Source organism: Staphylococcus sp. GDB9P120P (genome assembly GCF_017893435.1).
Lineage (GTDB): Bacteria > Bacillota > Bacilli > Staphylococcales > Staphylococcaceae > Staphylococcus > Staphylococcus cohnii.
The window spans coordinates 1-19,491 of the sequence record NZ_JAESNB010000013.1 but is presented as its reverse complement, the minus strand read 5'-3'; the positions used below and the strand labels follow the sequence as shown (position 1 = coordinate 19,491).

The following is a 19,491-nucleotide window of genomic DNA, read 5'->3' as shown; positions in this document are numbered from 1 at the left end:
AACACAGATAAAAATTACCGGTGCCGAAAGTCAAAACATACAAATATGCATATTTCACTACATAAAACAAGTATGTTGATGATCTTGTTTTAAACTTATCCATAGTAGAGGCAAAGCTCCGGCAACTGTTTTTATATCATTGTTTAGTTTAAAAAAGGACAGACTACTCCCTTTAATAGCTAAACGGTTTCCGATTTTTGTATTTTCACCGAATAAGATTCTAAAAACAGTTAACATAGCTATTACCTCCTTTCACTAATTAATATACTTAGCCTGTACTGTAACATTTTAATATTCAAATGTAAATATTAAAGTTAGCAACATAATGTAAAACCTAAATCAACCAATTTTATAAAAACTTTTAGTGCCTTGTCTTCATCTGATATTTATGGACTGGGGAAACCAACTGGACGAGATAGAAGGTGGGGGTGTATTTCGCAACTGAAAATTGAGCCATTTCGCAATTTAATTTTGAGCCACTTATGAATGGCTATTTTCAAGCCACTTTTGCGTTTCTCTCATTCGGTAAGATGGGCCGATCATATTCACCACGTGCGATTTATGCGTCAAGCGATCCGTCAATGCGGCGGTCAAAATAGGATCATGGAATACCTCTTCCCATTTCGCAAAAGACAGGTTGCTCGTAATAATGGTTGAGGATCGACCAGCACGCAACGACAAATGTGTAAACAGTAATTCAGCCCCTTCTTTATCGAAGGAAATGTAGCCTAATTCATCAATGATAACGAGGTCATATTTCTCAAATCGCAATTCGAAAGAGCGTAAGGTCCTTTCGGACCGGCTTTCCTTCAACTGATTGATTAAGGACGAGACACTGGCGAAATAAACCTTGTAGCCCGCTAAACAAGCTTCTACCCCTAAGCCGATCGCCAGGTGGCTCTTGCCGGTTCCTGGAGAACCGGTCAGAATCACATTCTGTCCAGCTTTGATGAAATCGAGCGTCTGTAAGTTGGGCAGTTTTTGCTGCGCATCTGTCGGCAGCGCTCGAGTATCAATCTCCTCCAGCAGCTTTTTCTCCGGAAAGTTCGCACGGCGGATCCGTGTGGATTTAGACCGGATCCAGCGGTCATTCTTTTCCTTCGTTAACACGGTGTGTAACAGGTCAATCGCAGGTGTCGTTTCCTGGAATGCTACGTCTTCTTCGACCAACTCACGGATGCCAGGAAGACGTAATTCTTTGCACAGGTCGATGACGCTTTGCTTTTTATCCATGTTCAAGCACTCCTTCATCGACTTGATTGAACATCGCTGAAAAGGCCTTAATGTTTTGAAGCGCCTGTTCGACCGTCTCGTCTGGATGCAGCGGTACCGCAGGTACCAGATCTGTTTGTTCGCTCAGAAAGATTAGCTTTTCGGTCGTGATGTCGCCGAGACCTTTTGTCTCAATCTGTCGGACGGCAGCCATCACGTTATCCCACTGATTTTTCTCACGTACATAAAGGAGTAGCTCTAGAAAATCTTTCTCTTTTCCGATATAATGGTTTTCGAAGAGTTTTTTAATTTGATTTGGTGCTTGGCTCAAACATTCACTTTGAGCTAAAGCGCCTTTTTTCTTTGTGAAAGTTTTTATGTAATGATAGAGATCCATTTCCCATTGATGAACACCCCAATTTCTCCGATGTTCTGCGACGAATTCCCCTTCAATAAAGAGACGGACTGAATCCGCACTTACCTTTGCACGAATCCATGCGCCTACATGACCTTCAGGTACGGAATACCGATTTTGCTTAATCGTGACGGTGCTATATTTATCTACCCGACATTCCACGACTTCCGAAACATCGAATGGCAGAGGAAGCGCCTCTTGAGCAGCGGCAACTTTTTCCTGGTCTTTCAATTCTATATGAGCGAGTTTCTTTTCATGGTGAATCCGTTTATTGAGCGACAGAATGGTTTGGGCTAGACGTTTCTGGGCGTCTTCAAGAGAAGGGAATGCGATGTCATACGAAAATGCTTTTCTGCGAACAACCTCCACACTCCGTTCCACATGCCCCTTCTGGTTTCCTTTTCTTGGCTCGCAGAGCCGGATCCGGAATTCATAGTAATTGGAGAGGTTGATCATGCCATCCGTGATTTTCCGGTCTGTTCCGACAAACGATTTCACCACGGTTCGCATATTGTCGTAAGTGAAAACAGAGGGAACGAAACCTAAGTGGTCAATCAGTTTGGTATGTGCATCCTGTATGCAGATCATCGTCTCGGATTCATAAAGCAGCGCAAACCGGTAATTGCTGTAAGCCAAGGTGAAGACCGCCAGTGAATAGGACTTCTGTTTCCCGTCAATCACCAGTTTTACTTCTCCCCAATCAAATTCCACTTCCCAGGCCGCTGAATAGCGTTGGCGAATATAGACCTCTTTTGTTCGTCTCTCCTCGCTATTGACGAAATTCCGAACCGTTGTATAGCCGATATCGTACCCTTCTTCTTGCAGTTTTTCATACATATCAATCTTTTTCATTTGTTGCTTGCTCATGTTGTTTTTGCGTTTCCATTCATTGTCCTGAATGAACCCCTTGAGCCTTTCCACAATCTCTTCCGTCATTTTACGTTTCACTCCAGCCCTTTTCTTGTAGGAGGGAGGCGATAAAATATCTTCTGTAACCGGCAGGTTACGAACATCGGTCGCCTTACTCTTCTCAAAGGCTTCGATATATTTGGATACGGTGTTTCTAGAGACCTTCACTTCTGTGGAAATTTGTCTTTGGCTGACATCTTGAAGATGCAGCTGAATCACCTGTTGCTTCTTGTTCAACGTAATCACTCCTGTTTTCCCCCTAACGATTGTGCTAGGGTTATTTTCCTACAGAAGTGGCTCAGTTTTCAATTGCGTTGGTGGCTCAGTTTTAAGTTAACATATACAATGGTGAAGAAACCCCTTAAAGTTTCTTCCTCTTGCTTCTTTAGACATATCTATAGCTTTAAAATTTTCTGTGCGATTTAAATACTCTAAGAAACTAGTTACAGCGTTAAGTATGGAATTAACTGATGTTTCCTCTCTTTTAGCCTTCTTTGGTTGTATATCTATTACCTTTAAATGCCCTGCTGGATTTCTTAACCATCCTACAAAGTTTGCTAAATCCTCAAATTGTAAATCTCCTAATTCGATTCTACTTTGGCTCATAAATTCATAAAACAGCTTGAGATGATAACAATATGTTTTAATGGTATTTGGAGCTTTGCCCGTATTATCCAAGTACTTTATAAATCGCTTAACCGGTTCTATCACTTCAAATTCTTTATCTAGCAGTATGTATAACGGATATGATTTTTCCTCCACAATTACTTTCTGAACCTTCATCTTTCCACCACCTTTAAATACTTTAACTACTATTAATAATACCCTTATATATTTAATAGTTAAAGCACTGTAATTAAAAAATCCTAAACTTCGAGTACTTAGAGTACTCTAGTTTAGGATACTATGTTTAATACATCTTGGCTTGGGTGGTTATGTGCAAAAATAACTGATTTACAATTATTTATTATTGCAACTTGAAAACTATCTCTAGGGTGTATGATTGACATATCTAACGTGCCTATATGCACTGTATAAAGCGTTGTAACTTCATTTTTAGTATTTAAGCCAATCATAACAAAGTGTTCTCTTGTGAAACTTCCTATTTCTTTTTGTAATAGCTTAACAACGTCGCTTGGTTGTGATATTTGAAACCTTTCATCTTCCATAACTTGATAATCTTGAACTAAATCTAAAACTTTTAAAATGTACTGTTCCTTTTTCATATTTGTAAATCTCCCTTTTTATTTAGTTGTTGCATTGCGATTATTTACAACAATTTCAGTTGGTTTCCTCCTTTCGTTAAATACAGTATATCAAATTTATTACACTTTGACAAGTAAATACTTTCTAAAGTGTAATTTTTTTAAAAAAAGGGTTCACGGTTTCATCTAATTTAGATAAAGAAGCTTTAAAATTGGGCTAAAAATTAGTAAAAGCACGATGTTAATTGTGCGTTGCTATTTTTAGTCCAATTTTAAAAGTTGATGTTCTAAATTAGATGAAACCGTGAACCCCTTATAGACTATATATTGAAGCGGTATTTATAATAGTTGATTGAAGCGGATTATGTTATAATGTAATTACCTTTTTATTTAGTTTGTTGGTTTTCTCATAAGCTAAACAAACTTAAAGCCCTGCTTATGCAGGGCTATTTTTATGCTTATAAACATCTATTTTTCTAAACTTTCATTATTCAAAGCCTTTCTATAAAATAGTTCATTAAGGTCTTCAGTATTAACAGTTATTAATTTTTCACTTTTTAATTCATATTCTCTTATAAACGGGTTTTTAAGTATTGGTGCATAATAAAGTACAATCCTATATCGGCCATATTCAACCCCTAGAAGTGACATCATTTCTATAATTAATGTTTGGTCTAATTCTTTGAAAATAGACGTTGAACAGTGTCTTAGATCATCATATACATGTATAATATTTTTCATTTCATCAATTAATACATTGCAAATAGTTCTATCAGCACCAGGTAAACTACTCGAACAACTCATTAAATACAATAATTCGTTATTCCTAATCTTCTTTAACGATACGTTTTTTGAATTTTTATCTACATTCAATAACACGTCAAACCTCCTATTCACTGATTAAAAGATACGATTAAATAAGCTTGTAATGAAATCTATGATAGACTGTATAATCTGTAAAATACTATCCCAAATTTTTTGTACAAAGTTCCTATTTTCTTCAGTATTTAAGTCTTTAGCCTTGTCTTTAGCTTTATCTAATAAGTCGCCTGAATTTTTTTCAATACCTTTCAAAGCGTCTTTTGCATTTTTAGCAAATGCTTTAGGATCTGAAGTTAAAGCGTTAGAATTTGCAACATTAGTCATATTATCAGTTATCATTTGTTTTTGATTATCTGTTAATGTTCCCGACAATCCTCGTTCATCAAGCACTTTATTAACTATATCTTCAACTTGTTGTGGTGTTATCTGTTCATCTTGTTTTTTCTTAATATCTGCTAACTGTTGTTTAATATCTGCTATAGACGCGTTTAATGCTTCGTCTGAATATCCGTCTTTATTTTGATTTTCTTCAGATATTGAAGTTAAATCTTGCATTTCTTTATTTGAGTTTTGAATATCTTCAGAATTTAATTCATTGCCTTTTTCTTCATAAGCTTTATAAATACCTGCTAAAGCACCTTCTCCAGTAACTTTTTCAACTGAAGCTATATGAATTTCAGCGTCTTTAATGCCTGCTGTGATTGACGCATTTTGATATTGTTCACTTGTAACCTTTGTGATGTTATCAGGTGTGTCTATTTCTACATCTACACCGTTACCCCATTTTTTATGCTTAATAGTTGCACTTGAATATATATAACTTAAATTGCCACTATTAGGAATATATTTACTAACGTCATCAGTTGTTACGCTGTAAGTTTCATAGTCATCTTTTACGCCTAAATCATCTTCAGTCTGTTGTAAGTCTTGGCCTTCAAGATCAGCCCCTTTTATAAAAACGGGTTTATCCCAATCTTCCTTATTTTCTTCTGCTTTGGCCATACCTGGAACAGTTAATAATAGTGTTGCTACTGCTGTACTAACAATTAATTTTTTCATTTTAATTAACTCCTTCAGTGAATATATTTTTTAAATAAACTCCCTTGATATATTCTTTCATCATCAAAGATACTTTCTATATCTGATACAGTATGAATTTTGTCTAAATCAATTAATAGATCAATATATTCATTCAGTTCTACAGATATTTTAGTTTCTTTAATTATTCCTAGTATTGCTATAACATCTAGTTCATTCATCATATTTGGAAACTCTAATAATACTTTGAAAAACTTCAAAACTTGTGGTGGAAAACTGCTTTGCATACTCTCAATTTCAAATGAATAATACTTTTGTTGAGTAACATTCAATTCATTATCTTTTAATGTTGCATTATCAAATGAATATAGCTTATTTATCATATTTTTTACTTCTTGCTTTACTTCTGCATTTTTAACTTCTGATAATAATGAATGTAGTGTTATTTGAGAAAATTCTAACGTTTTATTAAATAAGCAATTAATTATATTTTCAATTTCTATAGTGTAACTTTTATGAAATTGAATACTGTTTATAAATTGAGAATAGTCAATCATTCCATCATTTTCTATAAATTCTTTTTGATACTTTAAATATTCCAAATCAAATATATCAGCCATCATAACCAGTCCTTAACTTTAATATATTCACTTAATAAGTATACGAACCATCTTTATAATTAATCTGAACGCCTTCTTGTTTATTCGCAATCCAAACATTGATATTTATTGTTTGGCCGTCATCATTAATTGAGTAGGCTCTAACGTGTGAACCTCTTGGCACAAGTTCATCATCTTTATAAACGGGCGTAACTTCATAAAACACTTTTGTTTCAGGATTATCATACATTGCATTTCTTATTTGCGTTTCAGGATAACCCATGCCCCCACCTTCAGGGTCTTTATTAGATCCAACATTTTGCGCCCTAGTACCTAATGTTAAATTATGTGTTTCCATATCTCCGCCCAATGACCAGGCAAGCGAATGAGATTTATTATATATATAACCCCTATACCCATCTAATTGTAATATTTGGTTGTTTGAGTTCTCGCCTTCCCACGTCTGCTTTTCAGGGTTATATGTACCATCTTTATATTCTCCTGCTACATGTACATCATAATCAAAAGACGGTCTTTCTTGTGCTTTTGAAGAATGACTTTGAACAGCTTTATTTGTAATTAACGCCGTAACTTTTCCCGATCTACCGTATTTATCCAAATCAGGATAATCAGCCCAAAAACGATCATTACCCTTTTCATTCAGTAAGTTCTGATCTTCCTGACTTAATTCTGTCTTGTTATCATTGATAAAAGCATAGTTTTCGCTATTAGTTTCAGCGCCTATTAAGTCTATATCTTCTTTACTATTTTTTATTTCAGGTGTATCTGATTTGCTAAAATCACTAATAGTTGATATTAAATCATCAACTTCATTTATTGCCTTTTCCGTATCACAACCACTTAATACAATAAGCGATAATAATAAGGCTATCAGTGGTTTAAATATCTTCATTGCCTTACTCCTTTACTCAAATTGTTCAGCAACCCAAAAATATTTAGTGTAGCTTTTATTCTCATAATAAAACAAAGGTTTAGGCACAAATTTAAAGTTTTTATTTTTGACGTGCATAGTAACATTTTGTCTTGTTACACCTAATCTTTCAGCTACTTCATTAACATCTATTAGTTGCTGTGGTTCAGAACTTTCACGAATTAAATCATCTAAATTATTATTTGGAAGCTTACCAGTATAAATAGTGTTGTTTTTCTCCATAATATACACACCTTCATTTACTGCTATATCTTGCCCGCCTTGTTGCGTATACAAAGTTTTTTCATCATTTAATAAGTTTGCTATGTCTTTTAAATTCATTGTTTTGTTTACCTCCGACCATTTTTTTGTTATTCTTAGTGTACCTTTTTTTGTGGGCGAATGTTTGATTACTTTCGTCCTATTGCGATACTTTCTAGTATCGCTTTTTTTATGCCTTCATAGTCGGAGTAAACAAACATCATATAATAATCACTTTTTTATAATCGCTTTTTTCTTTTATCATAGCTTTCGCTTCATCAATAGAATATCTTTCGTTGATATATCCTATAAACCTACCATTTTCAATAACTTGTACAACAGGATCAGCCCAAAAGTCATAAATTACATTTAATACATACACATTATTTCTAGTTTTAAATTCATCAATAATCATTGTGCTTCCTCCATTTCTTCATCAAGTTGCTTCAGTCTACACAAATTAAATTTGTCTTGAAGTTCTTCTATTGTCTTATCTCTTAAATTCTCCCTACTTTCTAAAGGATCCATTAATAATAACCATTCAATATACATTGCTTTATCATGGTTCATATTTAGCACCTCATTTATATTAAAGCCCCTTAGCGGGGCTTTTTTTAAAGTTTGTTTTGTATATACTTTGGAATTTTATTTGTCGCTGTTAGGCCAATTCCTTTTTTATAATCAATGATCTTATAGCCTGAATTAACTTTAAATATTTCATGTCTACCATTCGTTATTTTTATAAAGTTATGACCTTCTTTGAAAACTTGTTCTACATCAATATTTTTAAATTCTTCTTTAGTTACAAACATCTGTAACACTCCTTTTTTGTGGGTTGCTATATCTTTTATTTATAGCGTTTGATTTGTTTCGTCCTCCTTTCAATTATTATATTATCACTTAATTTACACTTTGACAAGTATTTATTTGCTAAAGCGTAAATATTTTTTAAAAAATTAAAGGCCTTAGATAGACCTTTAAGCTGTAGCTTGTATCAGACCATCATATCTAGCCTTAGAAATATAAAAATAAGTTTCAGCTAATACGCGTTCAAACAAATCATTTAGATCATGTTCATTATACAAAGGGGCGTTAATTTCAACTTTTTCATCTTCAAAGTCCTTAACAATTTTTACTTGATAACTATTTAAATTTAATGAGTTGTCTTGAAATACCAATTCAGTTTTTCCATTTTCTATATATATACATTCAACCTTATCAACTGTGTAATAAGTTTCAATAATATTTTTAACTTGCTGATCGTGTTTTCTATTTATTTTTTCAACCCTTTTATCATTTAACTTAAATAGAATAACCATAACAGCAACTATAGATATAAAAATAACGAATGGCATTACAAACACCCCCCTTATAATTAATATATAAAATTAAAGATCATGTTTTTCTTTCAATAATTCCATTGCTTCAGAAACTATGTCTACTAAATTTGCGCCTGTTTTCGCTTTAACTTGATAAGCAATTGACCAGTCTTCATTATACATTTTAACCGATTTTGTAGGTCTTACTTCCTTCTTTTTCGCTATCATATCATCAAATACTTGTTCTTCTTTATATTCATCTTTTACTGCTTCATTATTAAAATCTGCCATATTATTCACTCTCCAACTTTTCTAATATTTCATTTTTTACATCAATGTACATCTGCATTGTCTTTTTATCATGGGCTTTATGTTCTGTTACGCCATGCTCTCCCCAGGTAACTACTCGATCACTTGAACGTATATAATTTTTAAATACATCTTCGCCAAACAATTCATTTATCTTATTGATAATACTTCTGTTAGTTGATCCACGTTGATTTACTAAGTACGGTAATAAACCTAAAAATTTTAAACTTGGTTTTTTATTCTGTTGAATATTACCTAAATAGCTGTAATACTTCTTCGCTGAAGTAAAACTATCTTCTTCAGTTTTTGATGTTATTAGAACGTAATCAGAAGCGCATACAGCGTTATTAGACAAAATACCTGTTGAAGGTCGTGTATCTATGATTATGTAGTCATAATCGTCTTTTATTGGCTTTAAAAGTGAATTTAATAAAAAGTATTCTGCTTTTTCATCAAATTTCTTTATTACGTATTTATCAAACTTTTCTAATGACCAATCGCCCTTTAATATATCCAGGTTGTCCGTTACTTTTTCAATACAATCTTCTAAGTTTAAATTTTTAATACCTTCCATGAATGAAGGTTCTTTTTTAAACTTTTTTTGATAAGTCCTTTGAACTTTTTCTGTTAAGTTACTTTGTGGGTCAGTGTCTACAGCTAAAACTTTATTACCTTCTTTAGCAAGTAAGTACGTAAGTATTTCTGTAAGTGTGGACTTTCCTACCCCACCTTTAAAACAGCCAATTGTTATTACTTTCGTCATATTATCTAACCTCTTTTCTATCCCTTATTACCTTTTTTTGTGGGATTATTTACAATAATAATAACAGATATTTTTCTACTTGTCTACTTTTCCACTTGACTACTTATGTCTTTTTCTACTTTTACATTATTCTACTTTACTACTTATGTCTTTTTGTCTAAGTGGTTAAGTAGAATAATAGGTATAAAGAAAAGCGCTATATAGCGCTTTTCATTCAATCTTTAACATTTTTTGTATTGCTTTCTAAAGTAAATCTTTCAAAGTCATCAATTAACCATTTACCATTTTTTCTAACAAAATGAATTTTTCCTGATGTTTTTTTATCAGTCGTATCTTCTTCGTCTATCACTTTTTCATCAAACGTAACAAATACATCATAGCTGTCTTTTTGTGGTCTGTATTCTTCTATAAATGTCTTAACATTACTTATTTTAACTGTTAAAAACGCATTATATTTATCCCTTGAATTATCAAATAATTCTTTTTGGTATTTGTCGTCTAATATTGAAGAAAGTTCCTTCTTTTTACCACTGAAGCTTTCCTTCTCCTTCATAGTAAATAGTTTATTAACAAATTTTTTAGCATTATCCCTGATCTGTTCTTCTTCTTTTGATACAACTTCTTTGTCTTGGCGCGCTATCAAATCACTTTGTGCTTTATTTGTATCTTCTAACTTTCCAATTTTGGTTTCATTCTCTTTATTTTGGCTGTTAGCTTTATTAAGTTCGTCATCATAATATCGAACTATAAAGACTAATATACCGATTATCACAATTGCCGTTATACCTATAATCAAGGTACTTTTCGGAATGTTCTTCATGCCTTAACCTCCCATTTTTAATAAATGAAGCTATAGCCTTCAGTCATTTTCACTTCTCTTTGAGTTATTTTATATGGTCCACCTTCAGCGTTCATTTCAGTTACAACAAATGTATTTTTGTCTTTAACATCTATAACGATACCAACGTGACCCGTAACATTAGAATGTCCGCCTGCGCCTTGTTCAGCTATCCAGGCCGCGCCTTTTTTAGGTGTTTTACCTACCTTATAACCTTCAGCTTCAGCTCGTTCATTCCATTTGTGGGCGTCATGCCAAAATGTTGATATAGGTTTGCCCATTTTTTGACGTATACCGTACGCATACCATGTACATTGGCCTGCGTCATATAAGTTATTTTTACCAGGGTTTGAGTTTGAGAATGAAGGTATTTTACCTTTATACTCTTTACCTACATCTCCTTTATCTTTTTTACAACTATCGTCACTTTTACTAGCTTTGCCGTCTATACCCTTCATAATTTTTTTAATTGTCGGCTTCCAGTTTGAATTTAAATCTGTAGGGTCGTTACTTGCGCCTATAGGTGCATATTTCGGTTGAATTTTATCAACTGTTTTTAATCCTTTACTAAAATATAGGTCATATAGGTTTTTAGCGGCGGCGTCTATACCTTCTTCAATACTATCAAACTTAAATAAGTCGCCTGATCCCATCATACCTGCAACATTATTATGAGTTTTAACTGCTTCTGATTTACCATAACCCGTTTCATGTGCCACTATAGCCATAAATATTTTAGGATCTATTTTATGCTTTTTAGCACTTTTAACCATATAATCAGCTTTACCTTCTAATCCTCCGCCTTTAGCATTTTCATTAAAAGATTTGATACCTTTATCACTTACAGAACCACCACTTACAGCGCAACCGTCACTACTGCCACCCGTTTGAGTTTCGTCTAATTCATCATCAAATGGCGCTAGCAACATCATAGACATTAAAGATACAGCAATGAATATTAAACCTAGTAAAGCTAATGCACCATATATATATAACTTTATTTTTTTCTTCTTTAATTCTAATGCTAGGTTAGTAAGCTTTTTTAAATTACCACCGTCATTTTTTTGATTAATTTTCTTCATCTGCGTCACTCATTTCATAAGAAGCAACATGATAAAATTCTGCGCCATCATAAATTATGTGATATTCATATCTATAATTCGTTGTACCTTCAGGGATAATTTGGTTTTCTATATCTTCATTAAAATATATTGTTGCCGTATATTGTATAGTATCTAATTCATCTAATAATTCAGGATCAGCTTCTATTTCATCTAAGATGTCCGTTTCTTCTTCATCGGTAAACAATTTAATAATAGTTACTTCTTCTATGTTTTCTTCTAGGTCTTCAGCTTCATTTTTTGATAACTTCCCTAGCATGGTCTTACCTATCTTACTGCCCCATAATTCAGGTTGTCCTATCCACTTATAACCTTCTACAACAAACACAAATACTATGAGTAAAGATAATACCGCTCTAAGCGGAGAAGGTGGCAATAACAGCACAATGCCAAACGCCAATACACAAATCGCAACAAACAATATACGCTTTTTGTAAGGCGTTAAATAGTTAAGTATATCTTGTATAATCTCTTTCATTATTTAACACCTCACTTTTTATTTCTCTTTATAGCGTCTATTCTATTTTCTGTTTCACGACTTGCTGATTTTTCTTGGGTGTCTTGTACTGGTTTTGGTTTTTTTCTGATGACTGGTTTATTTTGTGGTTTATTTGTCTGTATTTGTTCATTAACTCTTGAACTATCGTTGCCACCTTCATTTTTGTTTAATCTATCTTTAGAACTGCTATCGTTCCTAGATTGTTTAGTGTTTGAACCTTCTGTTTTTTTATCTGGTACTGCCTGCGGTTTTTTCTTAATTGTTCCGCCGTCTTTTCTATTAACTGATGGTTTACTTCCTGAACCTTCATCAACGGTATCATTTCCACTTCGTGATTTAGGTTTAGTATTGTAATTATTATTTGGATCTTGATTGCCTGGGCTATCATTGCGGTTTTGTTTTTGTTTAGGTTTTTTCTTGATTTTTTGATCTTCTTTTTTCTTAATATTGCTATTAGGTTTCTTACTCTGTTCTTGCTCGCTGGCTTTAGGTTTCTTGCTTATAGTGCCACCATCTTTTTTATTCACACCATTTGAAGTAGTGTTATGGTCGTTAGCTTTCTTCTTAGATATATGTTCAGTTGGTTTTTTCCTAACGTTCGTATCATTACCACCATATACTGGTTGATTGCCTTGACCGTTATTTTGTTTATTTTCTTCACGCTTTTTACGGGCGCGCGCTCGTTGTTCACTGATGTTTTGTTGTTTAATAGAACTCATTACTTTTTGATAATCATTTTTTATCAATTTACCTTGCATAAACAACATGCCTAAACAAATTAAACTTAATGATATGGCTGTTACAATGTAATTCCAATTTTTTTCTTCTGAAATTTGATAAGTTACATTAATTAATGTAAACATAAGCACCAGTAAGAATACATACACGATAGACATTAGTAAGTGGCCACCTGTACGCTTGGCTGTACCTTTTAAATAGCCAACAAATGACGGTATAATTGCAATGATTAAAACACCAACCATAACAACCGCGCCTACTACAAAGCCTAATTCATAAAATTGTTTAGCAACCGCGAACAATATCGCGCTTATACCAATAATAAATGATGGTATATAGACAAAAACAGCTACTACAATTCGGCTAGTTGTGTAATTGTTACTTACTGACATATTCTTTTTATTGTCTTTTATTATGTCATTTCTTTTATCAGACTTAGGTTTATGGTCTAATATCCCATTTATCAACTTTTTGCCATCTTCAACCTTATTATCTTCGCCAGCTTTACCTCCGCCAATTTCATTTACATTAGTTGTACCAAATTCCAATTGTAACCACGGCTTCACAATCAAAATTTCATGTAATGTATTTTTCATTGTGGCCAAACCTTCTTTATTTGATACATCATTTTCGGAAGCTTCAGCTTGATCTGATTGATTTTCTCCAGTCACACTTGTACTTGTATTCAATATAGTGTTACTCACATATTGGCTAAAATCTGAAGTACCTTGTATGATTGGCTTTGCGTTTGAAACATAGATACTGAAAAGGGCTGTAAATACAATGGCTAACATAACGCCTGTTGCCCCTTTTCTCAACTCTCCTTTACTAATCGTTGCAATCAACCATACAACTACACCAATAAAAGCCCATGTTATAAATTTACCTAATCCTGATGATCCGCCTATAGCTGAAATTACATCTGCTAACTCGCTAACTATAGAACCTAATATAGTAAATTCAAAAGCTTCACTTACCAGGAATATGAATACTGAAGCAAATATTTTATATGTTGACCATATACCATTTAAAATTTCGTACTTTGAATTTTCAGTGAAGTTATAAGCTTTTTCACTTAACCCGATAACGTCATACCAGGGTTTATCGTCTTTTTCTTCTAATACATAATCCATTGAATAGTTGTCTAAATTATGTTCTTTGTAACCGACAATATTTGATTTAACTTCAGGCAAATCATCATCTTGGTTACTTGGAAACATGCCTGAAATTGGATCTTTTTCTTTCGCAAAGGCTTCATTAACTCCTACTAAGCAAACACTTAATACCATTAGAACAGCAAGGAACCACAAAAAGCCTTTTGTTTTATCCTTCATTTATAGTTCCTCCCTACTCTAATTTTTTCAAGTCCTTCTTAGGAATACCTTTACTTTCAACTAACTTGCTATCTTCTGAAATCTTACTCATTAATTTTTCTGACAAACCATGTTTACGTTCATTAATCTGCATAATAGCTTTACCTTCTGTATTTCCATTAACTCTTTTATATTGTCCTTCTCCCATTACCAATAAATTCAGTTGTCTATATTTACCGTCTAATGCTGGTTCTCCAGGATCTAATAAAATATCTTTTACATTTGGTTTAAATACAATCGTAAATACTTTTTGCTTTTCTTTATATGGCGTTTCAAATATTGCATATTTTAACGGTTCATCTTTAGCATTTTCTAAATCTTCTTCATCTACAAATGTGTAAATCTGTTCATAGTATTCTTGCATTTCTTCTTTGTCATCTGATACATCATTTTCATCTTTTGAAATTCCGTACATATCTGTTAATTTTGAATACTGGCCATTAGCCATATATTTAGTAAACTTAATAGCTTCTTCAGTATAGTCATCTTTTTTGGGCTTTGAACTATCTTTACTACTACAAGCCGATAAAACAACGATTGCTATTAGTAATAAGTATGTTAATTTTTTCATTATACTTGCACCTCTTGTTTTGTGTCTTCTCGTTTTTCAAGTTGATTACTTGTATCAAACGCGTCTACTAAATGCTCTTGTAATACTCTTACATCAAGAATACCGACGCGATCATTCAAGTCTTTATAAACACATACGCCTGTTTCAAGTTCAGGCATAATCGCTTGTAAGTCTGTACTATCATCAAATCTAAAGAATTGCTGAAGTTTATTAATTTCATCTGTATTACTTTCTAAATATGCAAATAGCTGTCCGATTTGTGACTGCATGTCTTCAGGTATATCACTAAGCCTTTGTGTCATGATATGAATTGAAGCCCCTTTAGAACGACCTTCACGGAATAAACTTTGAAAGGCTGAACGACCTTGTGAGTTTTTGAAGTATTTCCAGGCTTCATCAAGTCCGATAACTGTTAGATCATTAGGGAACATGTTAATAAACTGTCTTTGATAAGCCGTTAAAGCGTATAAAATACTGTCACTTACAATATTCGCTTTTGAATAGTCTTTAGGGTCTATATCAGCGTCTGCAAGTTCTAAATTCTCTACTTGTAATACGTTTAATTGACTGTTAATATCTAAAACTTCTGTATCATCAATTCTTTCTCCAAATATAAGCGTACTTAATGAATGTGTAGTATATACATTAATTCTGTTTACAAGACGCTTACAAAGTTCTTTTTCATCTTCTGTTAATGTAATGTCTTTTTTCTCGCCTGTACTCATAGATGTTAGTTCTTCTGTAACCTGATTAATTTTAGGTTCATCTCTATTGGCTACATATTCCAAAGCCCTATTAATCATTGTTGCCTGATCTATTGTTGCTTCATTTCTAATAGAAATTGATAGTAAGTTATGAAGTATCTGTTCTGATACACCTACAGCGTCTGATACGTCTGTAAAGATATAGAACGGATCAAGTTTACCTGCGTCTTTAGGTTTAGCTGACAAAGTAATGAAGTTTAATTGTGTACCTAATTCATCTAATTTCTTATGCCATTCACACTTATTCATTCGTTCTTGTTTAGGGTCTACTATTAAAACTTTTGCGCCCCATATTGCATATTCATAGAATAAAAGGTTTGCCCCGAATGACTTCCCACCGCCTGTTTTACCTGTATGACAAATGGCCAATGATTGGTTTTTAGCTTGTCCTGTAGACGCGAAACCTGGCATGTGAAATACTGGCGTACCGTAATTTGTAGCAATTTGACCTACGTAAAAACCGTAAGGGTCGCCTAACTCGTGACGGTTTCCAAAAAATGAACTTGTCATCATGTTTATATCGCAATCTTTCACAAACTCTTTTACATATCTTCTACTGCCTGGCATACATTCAAGCAAACTTCTTAACTGTAAACCTCTTGTATTCTGAACAATATACTGATGATTTGACATTGTTTCTTTGAGTTCATCTAATTTACTATTTAATGCCTTTTGAGTTTCGGCTGCAACTACGAATATAGCTGACATTAAGAAGCTGGCTTCTCTATTTTTTTCAATATTTGCGATTAAGTCATCAGCTATGTCTATGCCGTCATAAACGTTTGAACTTGCACTATCTCCGTAATCTGCCAAATGTTCTACTTGGTCTTCTAAGTTAGCTTTTTTAGATCTAAGTTTCATTAATCTTCTATCTGAACTTTGATAAGTTAATTTTAATGAAACACCTACGCCAAACTGTAGGTTTCTAAGTATTTCAAGCCAACGTGTATCAGGGAAGTGCGTTTCAACTGGTACTTTTGCTAGTTGTAAAAATGAAATATAAGTATCTCTTTCTTTGCCTAACGCGTCATTTTGGTGTAATACAAGATGTTTTCTACTGCTAGGGTTTGAATATGATACTGTAGATAAATCTTCTACATGGCCACGATCTCTAATTTTAGCGATTAATCTATCGCCATTGTAAACGGGTGTTAAACGTTCAAACCAATTATCATTTAAAAACGGTTCTCTTACGTTTAAATTATTAGGCCATGTTATAAGCTTTGCCATTTCTACGGGTTCAATTTCTCTAAATGTAAACGGTAAGTTATTTAGCGTATTACTCAAATGATCCATTTTGTTATATGCTGTTTTAACTTTATTAGTTGTTAATAATACGTCTTTACCTGTAATCGCTTTAGTAATAAGGTTGATTAACTTTTCTTTCGTTTCTGTGTATATCTCGCCCCAAGTAACATCTTCATTAGTAAAGTTGACCATTGTACTTTTTCCTAATTCAAAGCCCATATAATAGCGAACTTTATTTTCTGATGAACCTAATTCATTTGAATTTTTTAAATGGTCAAAAATAGCGTCTTCATGTTGTTCTAATACTGGTATCAAACGCCCTCTACTGTATGAGATATGTTGGTTTTTAATTTCATCTAAGTCCTGACGTTCTGGAATAATTAAACAGTGAACTTCTTTTTTTACCTCTTTAAATACACGTTTCAACTGTCTAAATTTAATTAACAGTTCGTTTTCTGTATCAAAGTTACTGTGAAACCCTTCAAACTCAAACCATGCTTGCATACGGCCATCTTTAGTAAAGATGATGTTTTCTACAACTGCTTCTATATCAAAATCTAGTCTTTTAGCCATAGGTTATTTATCCTCCTTGTTTATGCGGAAATCTGAAAAAGTACGCGCTACAACTTTTTTTCTCAACTTATATGATTTCTTGTTATCTAATTCTTCACGTCCTACATAATCAGACGTTTCATTAAATTTTGTAGCCATATATACTTTTGCATATTTCACAACATTCATATTTTCGATACTTTTTTGACCTATGAAAAAACCAAATACAGCGGGAAAACCTATATGAATGAAAAAGACAATTGCATATCTACCGTATTTCGGTAAAAAGTCTAATAATCCATTTGTTATAGGTAAGAAAAATAAACCAGGTAAAATAATCGTGAAAATAACGATTATTTGACTAACTGTCAAAGAAAAAGGCAGTGAAAAGCCTTGCTCTCCACCGCCTAAACCACGTATTAAGTTTGGTATTTCATCTAATTGTGATGAACAGTAACCAATGATTTTTTTCATGTTACTCATGCTATGCACTCCTTATTAGAAGCCAAAGAATTGCGCTATACTTTCGCCTAAGTTTTGTAAATTTTGCGGATCTCTAACAACTAACGCGCCGATAACACCTAAGATAATCAATGCACCTAGTGCCATTCTGAATTTCTTAGATAATGCTAAAACTACAATGATAATTGCAGCGACTGCCCAATAAATAATATTTAAAACTAATGTGAAGTTTCTTTCTCCTTCACGCGCGTTATTTACTAAATCTCCACCTGCTTGTCCTAATGTGAAAGAACTAAAGTCTATTGAAGCAATTGACGTCATTAAATCTAACATTTTAAACACTCCTATTATTTTTTAGTATATTGAGGTTCACTTACTTTAATTACATTATACTTATTGTCATCAAGCTTTTTAAGCTTAATTTCAAATTTGTTTCGACTTGTTAAGCCACTATCTTTTTCTTCCATTTGAACCGTTGTAATTGCTTTAAGTTCATCTTGTTTGTTTTCTTGATACACTTTCACTTCTTCAACGTTTTTAATTTCAACATTGTTATTCAATAATTGTGTATCAGATTTATTATAGAAATATGTTTGCGCTGTATCTCTATCATCTGAAGCGTAAACTTTCATAAAGCTTGTAATGTAATCTTTAACATCAGGATAATTTGTTGTAACATCTCTACCATTATCAGTATCTAGCGTCATTTGAACATCTGCATTTGATTTTTGTTCATATGGTAAAGGTAAAGTGACTAACTTATAACCTTTATCGTCGCCATATACTTTAATGTATCTGTTGAATTTAACATCTTCGTGTTTATCTTCTTGTACTGTTTTTGTTTCTTCTTTATCCTTCTTGCCTTTTTTGCCTTTAACTTTCTTCTTAACAGTTTTTTCTTCAACTGTCTTTTTATCTAGCGTAACTGTAAAATATATTTTCGCTTGGTTTTTATCTGCACTTTCAACATCATTGATTTTAACGTCCTTAACTGAAATACTGCCATCTATATTTTCAGGCTTAAAGCTATTATCATCTAATGTTGAACTGTCTACATAATCGCTTAAATTATCTAACCATTTATCGCGGTCTTGCCCTTTATCATAACTGTAATATTTTTGTATGAAATCTTTCGCGTATTCCTGGGCGCCTACTTGTGTAGCTGGATTGCCTTTGTTAGTAGTATCAATTTGTGAGGCTAATTTCTGATATTGTTCTTGTGCGTCACTTGCTTTTCTATTAGCATTACCTGCATTTATCCAACTAACAACTACTAAAAACAAAGCTATGATTATGACCGTTTTAACAACGTTATAACCTTTAGGACGTTTCAATTTAGCTTTACTTAAAATTTTGTCGTCCTTACCTCTGTTTTTTAACGCCTTTTTTAACTTATTACGCTTAAACAAACGATCTGCTGACTTCTTCTTTTTTCTAAAATCTTCTGTCGTTTCTTCATTTTGTGCGGGCTTTGATTTTTGTTTTTTAACCTTTTTATCGGACTGTTTGCCCCACTTTCTCATAAGCTAACTCCTTTCTAAA

Annotated in this window: 24 protein-coding genes and 1 pseudogene; all 25 read right to left on the bottom strand. The window is 33.0% G+C overall.

The annotated features are described in order from the left end of the window. Window positions 1-57 precede the first annotated feature (57 nt). The gene (locus tag KA856_RS12975; protein ID WP_013356267.1) at window positions 58-237 is read right to left on the bottom strand and encodes a hypothetical protein; all 180 of its coding nucleotides are present in this window, start codon (window positions 235-237) and stop codon (window positions 58-60) included. A gap of 243 nt (window positions 238-480) precedes the next feature. Then, window positions 481-1,233, bottom strand: a complete 753-nt coding sequence (istB, locus tag KA856_RS12970; protein ID WP_000358824.1) for an IS21-like element ISSau9 family helper ATPase IstB — start codon at window positions 1,231-1,233, stop codon at window positions 481-483. After that, window positions 1,226-2,773 (bottom strand): IS21-like element ISSau9 family transposase, encoded by a 1,548-nt coding sequence (gene istA / locus KA856_RS12965; RefSeq protein ID WP_032495648.1) that lies wholly within the window; start codon window positions 2,771-2,773, stop codon window positions 1,226-1,228. Before istA ends, istB begins: the two co-directional genes overlap by 8 nt. A gap of 108 nt (window positions 2,774-2,881) precedes the next feature. After that, a pseudogene (locus KA856_RS12960) lies at window positions 2,882-3,319 on the bottom strand (site-specific integrase); the annotation flags it as partial. Between the two features lie 113 nt (window positions 3,320-3,432). Continuing rightward, complete coding sequence (locus KA856_RS12955) at window positions 3,433-3,762, bottom strand: JAB domain-containing protein (protein WP_015585938.1); 330 nt, start codon at window positions 3,760-3,762, stop codon at window positions 3,433-3,435. Between the two features lie 447 nt (window positions 3,763-4,209). Next, window positions 4,210-4,620 carry a hypothetical protein gene (locus KA856_RS12950; protein ID WP_032495647.1) on the bottom strand — a complete coding sequence of 137 codons (411 nt, stop codon included), beginning with the start codon at window positions 4,618-4,620 and terminating at the stop codon, window positions 4,210-4,212. Window positions 4,621-4,641: 21 nt separating this feature from the next. Continuing rightward, window positions 4,642-5,622, bottom strand: a complete 981-nt coding sequence (locus KA856_RS12945) for a DUF1002 domain-containing protein (RefSeq protein ID WP_032495575.1) — start codon at window positions 5,620-5,622, stop codon at window positions 4,642-4,644. A gap of 14 nt (window positions 5,623-5,636) precedes the next feature. Further along, complete coding sequence (locus tag KA856_RS12940) at window positions 5,637-6,221, bottom strand: hypothetical protein (RefSeq protein WP_032495646.1); 585 nt, start codon at window positions 6,219-6,221, stop codon at window positions 5,637-5,639. A gap of 31 nt (window positions 6,222-6,252) precedes the next feature. Continuing rightward, window positions 6,253-7,113, bottom strand: a complete 861-nt coding sequence (locus KA856_RS12935; protein ID WP_015585964.1) for a DNA/RNA non-specific endonuclease — start codon at window positions 7,111-7,113, stop codon at window positions 6,253-6,255. Window positions 7,114-7,125: 12 nt separating this feature from the next. After that, window positions 7,126-7,473 (bottom strand): hypothetical protein, encoded by a 348-nt coding sequence (locus KA856_RS12930; protein ID WP_015585963.1) that lies wholly within the window; start codon window positions 7,471-7,473, stop codon window positions 7,126-7,128. A gap of 139 nt (window positions 7,474-7,612) precedes the next feature. Then, window positions 7,613-7,807, bottom strand: a complete 195-nt coding sequence (locus KA856_RS12925) for a hypothetical protein (RefSeq protein ID WP_015585962.1) — start codon at window positions 7,805-7,807, stop codon at window positions 7,613-7,615. Continuing rightward, entirely contained in the window at window positions 7,804-7,962 is a 159-nt protein-coding gene (locus tag KA856_RS12920) for a hypothetical protein (RefSeq protein WP_015585961.1), read from the bottom strand. The genes KA856_RS12925 and KA856_RS12920 overlap by 4 nt, the downstream gene beginning before the upstream one ends. 44 nt (window positions 7,963-8,006) lie before the next feature. Further along, window positions 8,007-8,204, bottom strand: coding sequence for a hypothetical protein (locus KA856_RS12915; RefSeq protein ID WP_015585960.1), 198 nt, complete (start codon window positions 8,202-8,204; stop codon window positions 8,007-8,009). Window positions 8,205-8,369: 165 nt separating this feature from the next. Further along, complete coding sequence (locus KA856_RS12910; RefSeq protein WP_032495644.1) at window positions 8,370-8,747, bottom strand: hypothetical protein; 378 nt, start codon at window positions 8,745-8,747, stop codon at window positions 8,370-8,372. A 33-nt stretch (window positions 8,748-8,780) separates the two neighbouring features. After that, window positions 8,781-9,002 (bottom strand): hypothetical protein, encoded by a 222-nt coding sequence (locus KA856_RS12905; protein ID WP_015585958.1) that lies wholly within the window; start codon window positions 9,000-9,002, stop codon window positions 8,781-8,783. 1 nt (window position 9,003) lies between these two features. Beyond that, window positions 9,004-9,783 carry a ParA family protein gene (locus KA856_RS12900; RefSeq protein ID WP_015585957.1) on the bottom strand — a complete coding sequence of 260 codons (780 nt, stop codon included), beginning with the start codon at window positions 9,781-9,783 and terminating at the stop codon, window positions 9,004-9,006. A 214-nt stretch (window positions 9,784-9,997) separates the two neighbouring features. Beyond that, entirely contained in the window at window positions 9,998-10,603 is a 606-nt protein-coding gene (locus KA856_RS12895; protein WP_015585956.1) for a hypothetical protein, read from the bottom strand. Between the two features lie 17 nt (window positions 10,604-10,620). Further along, entirely contained in the window at window positions 10,621-11,703 is a 1,083-nt protein-coding gene (locus tag KA856_RS12890; protein WP_015585955.1) for a CHAP domain-containing protein, read from the bottom strand. Then, a complete protein-coding gene (locus KA856_RS12885) occupies window positions 11,690-12,220 on the bottom strand; it encodes a hypothetical protein (RefSeq protein WP_015585954.1) in 531 nt (176 codons plus the stop codon). The genes KA856_RS12890 and KA856_RS12885 overlap by 14 nt, the downstream gene beginning before the upstream one ends. Before the next feature lie 11 nt (window positions 12,221-12,231). After that, window positions 12,232-14,313 (bottom strand): CD3337/EF1877 family mobilome membrane protein, encoded by a 2,082-nt coding sequence (locus KA856_RS12880; protein ID WP_015585953.1) that lies wholly within the window; start codon window positions 14,311-14,313, stop codon window positions 12,232-12,234. 13 nt (window positions 14,314-14,326) lie between these two features. Next, window positions 14,327-14,923 carry a hypothetical protein gene (locus KA856_RS12875; RefSeq protein WP_001632652.1) on the bottom strand — a complete coding sequence of 199 codons (597 nt, stop codon included), beginning with the start codon at window positions 14,921-14,923 and terminating at the stop codon, window positions 14,327-14,329. Further along, window positions 14,923-17,508, bottom strand: coding sequence for an ATP-binding protein (locus KA856_RS12870; RefSeq protein ID WP_015585952.1), 2,586 nt, complete (start codon window positions 17,506-17,508; stop codon window positions 14,923-14,925). The genes KA856_RS12875 and KA856_RS12870 overlap by 1 nt, the downstream gene beginning before the upstream one ends. A 3-nt stretch (window positions 17,509-17,511) precedes the next feature. Then, a complete protein-coding gene (locus KA856_RS12865; RefSeq protein ID WP_015585951.1) occupies window positions 17,512-17,970 on the bottom strand; it encodes a hypothetical protein in 459 nt (152 codons plus the stop codon). 15 nt (window positions 17,971-17,985) lie between these two features. Then, window positions 17,986-18,282: a hypothetical protein gene (locus KA856_RS12860; protein WP_015585950.1), complete on the bottom strand. Its 297-nt coding sequence runs from the start codon at window positions 18,280-18,282 to the stop codon at window positions 17,986-17,988. Between the two features lie 14 nt (window positions 18,283-18,296). Next, a complete protein-coding gene (locus tag KA856_RS12855) occupies window positions 18,297-19,472 on the bottom strand; it encodes a conjugal transfer protein (RefSeq protein ID WP_015585949.1) in 1,176 nt (391 codons plus the stop codon). Between the last annotated feature and the right edge of the window lie 19 nt (window positions 19,473-19,491).

Bases quoted from the DNA above. Each gene is read 5' to 3' on its own strand.
- KA856_RS12875 (WP_001632652.1), bottom strand. From the start codon at position 14,923: ATGAAAAAATTAACATACTTATTACTAATAGCAATCGTTGTTTTATCG.
- KA856_RS12975 (WP_013356267.1), bottom strand. From the start codon at position 237: ATGTTAACTGTTTTTAGAATCTTATTCGGTGAAAATACAAAAATCGGA.
- KA856_RS12900 (WP_015585957.1), bottom strand. From the start codon at position 9,783: ATGACGAAAGTAATAACAATTGGCTGTTTTAAAGGTGGGGTAGGAAAG.
- KA856_RS12910 (WP_032495644.1), bottom strand. From the start codon at position 8,747: ATGCCATTCGTTATTTTTATATCTATAGTTGCTGTTATGGTTATTCTA.
- KA856_RS12905 (WP_015585958.1), bottom strand. From the start codon at position 9,002: ATGGCAGATTTTAATAATGAAGCAGTAAAAGATGAATATAAAGAAGAA.
- KA856_RS12855 (WP_015585949.1), bottom strand. From the start codon at position 19,472: ATGAGAAAGTGGGGCAAACAGTCCGATAAAAAGGTTAAAAAACAAAAA.
- KA856_RS12920 (WP_015585961.1), bottom strand. From the start codon at position 7,962: ATGAACCATGATAAAGCAATGTATATTGAATGGTTATTATTAATGGAT.
- KA856_RS12885 (WP_015585954.1), bottom strand. From the start codon at position 12,220: ATGAAAGAGATTATACAAGATATACTTAACTATTTAACGCCTTACAAA.
- KA856_RS12870 (WP_015585952.1), bottom strand. From the start codon at position 17,508: ATGGCTAAAAGACTAGATTTTGATATAGAAGCAGTTGTAGAAAACATC.
- KA856_RS12945 (WP_032495575.1), bottom strand. From the start codon at position 5,622: ATGAAAAAATTAATTGTTAGTACAGCAGTAGCAACACTATTATTAACT.
- KA856_RS12860 (WP_015585950.1), bottom strand. From the start codon at position 18,282: ATGTTAGATTTAATGACGTCAATTGCTTCAATAGACTTTAGTTCTTTC.
- KA856_RS12955 (WP_015585938.1), bottom strand. From the start codon at position 3,762: ATGAAAAAGGAACAGTACATTTTAAAAGTTTTAGATTTAGTTCAAGAT.
- KA856_RS12890 (WP_015585955.1), bottom strand. From the start codon at position 11,703: ATGAAGAAAATTAATCAAAAAAATGACGGTGGTAATTTAAAAAAGCTT.
- KA856_RS12930 (WP_015585963.1), bottom strand. From the start codon at position 7,473: ATGAATTTAAAAGACATAGCAAACTTATTAAATGATGAAAAAACTTTG.
- KA856_RS12915 (WP_015585960.1), bottom strand. From the start codon at position 8,204: ATGTTTGTAACTAAAGAAGAATTTAAAAATATTGATGTAGAACAAGTT.
- istB (WP_000358824.1), bottom strand. From the start codon at position 1,233: ATGGATAAAAAGCAAAGCGTCATCGACCTGTGCAAAGAATTACGTCTT.
- KA856_RS12880 (WP_015585953.1), bottom strand. From the start codon at position 14,313: ATGAAGGATAAAACAAAAGGCTTTTTGTGGTTCCTTGCTGTTCTAATG.
- KA856_RS12865 (WP_015585951.1), bottom strand. From the start codon at position 17,970: ATGAGTAACATGAAAAAAATCATTGGTTACTGTTCATCACAATTAGAT.
- KA856_RS12935 (WP_015585964.1), bottom strand. From the start codon at position 7,113: ATGAAGATATTTAAACCACTGATAGCCTTATTATTATCGCTTATTGTA.
- KA856_RS12925 (WP_015585962.1), bottom strand. From the start codon at position 7,807: ATGATTATTGATGAATTTAAAACTAGAAATAATGTGTATGTATTAAAT.
- KA856_RS12940 (WP_032495646.1), bottom strand. From the start codon at position 6,221: ATGGCTGATATATTTGATTTGGAATATTTAAAGTATCAAAAAGAATTT.
- KA856_RS12895 (WP_015585956.1), bottom strand. From the start codon at position 10,603: ATGAAGAACATTCCGAAAAGTACCTTGATTATAGGTATAACGGCAATT.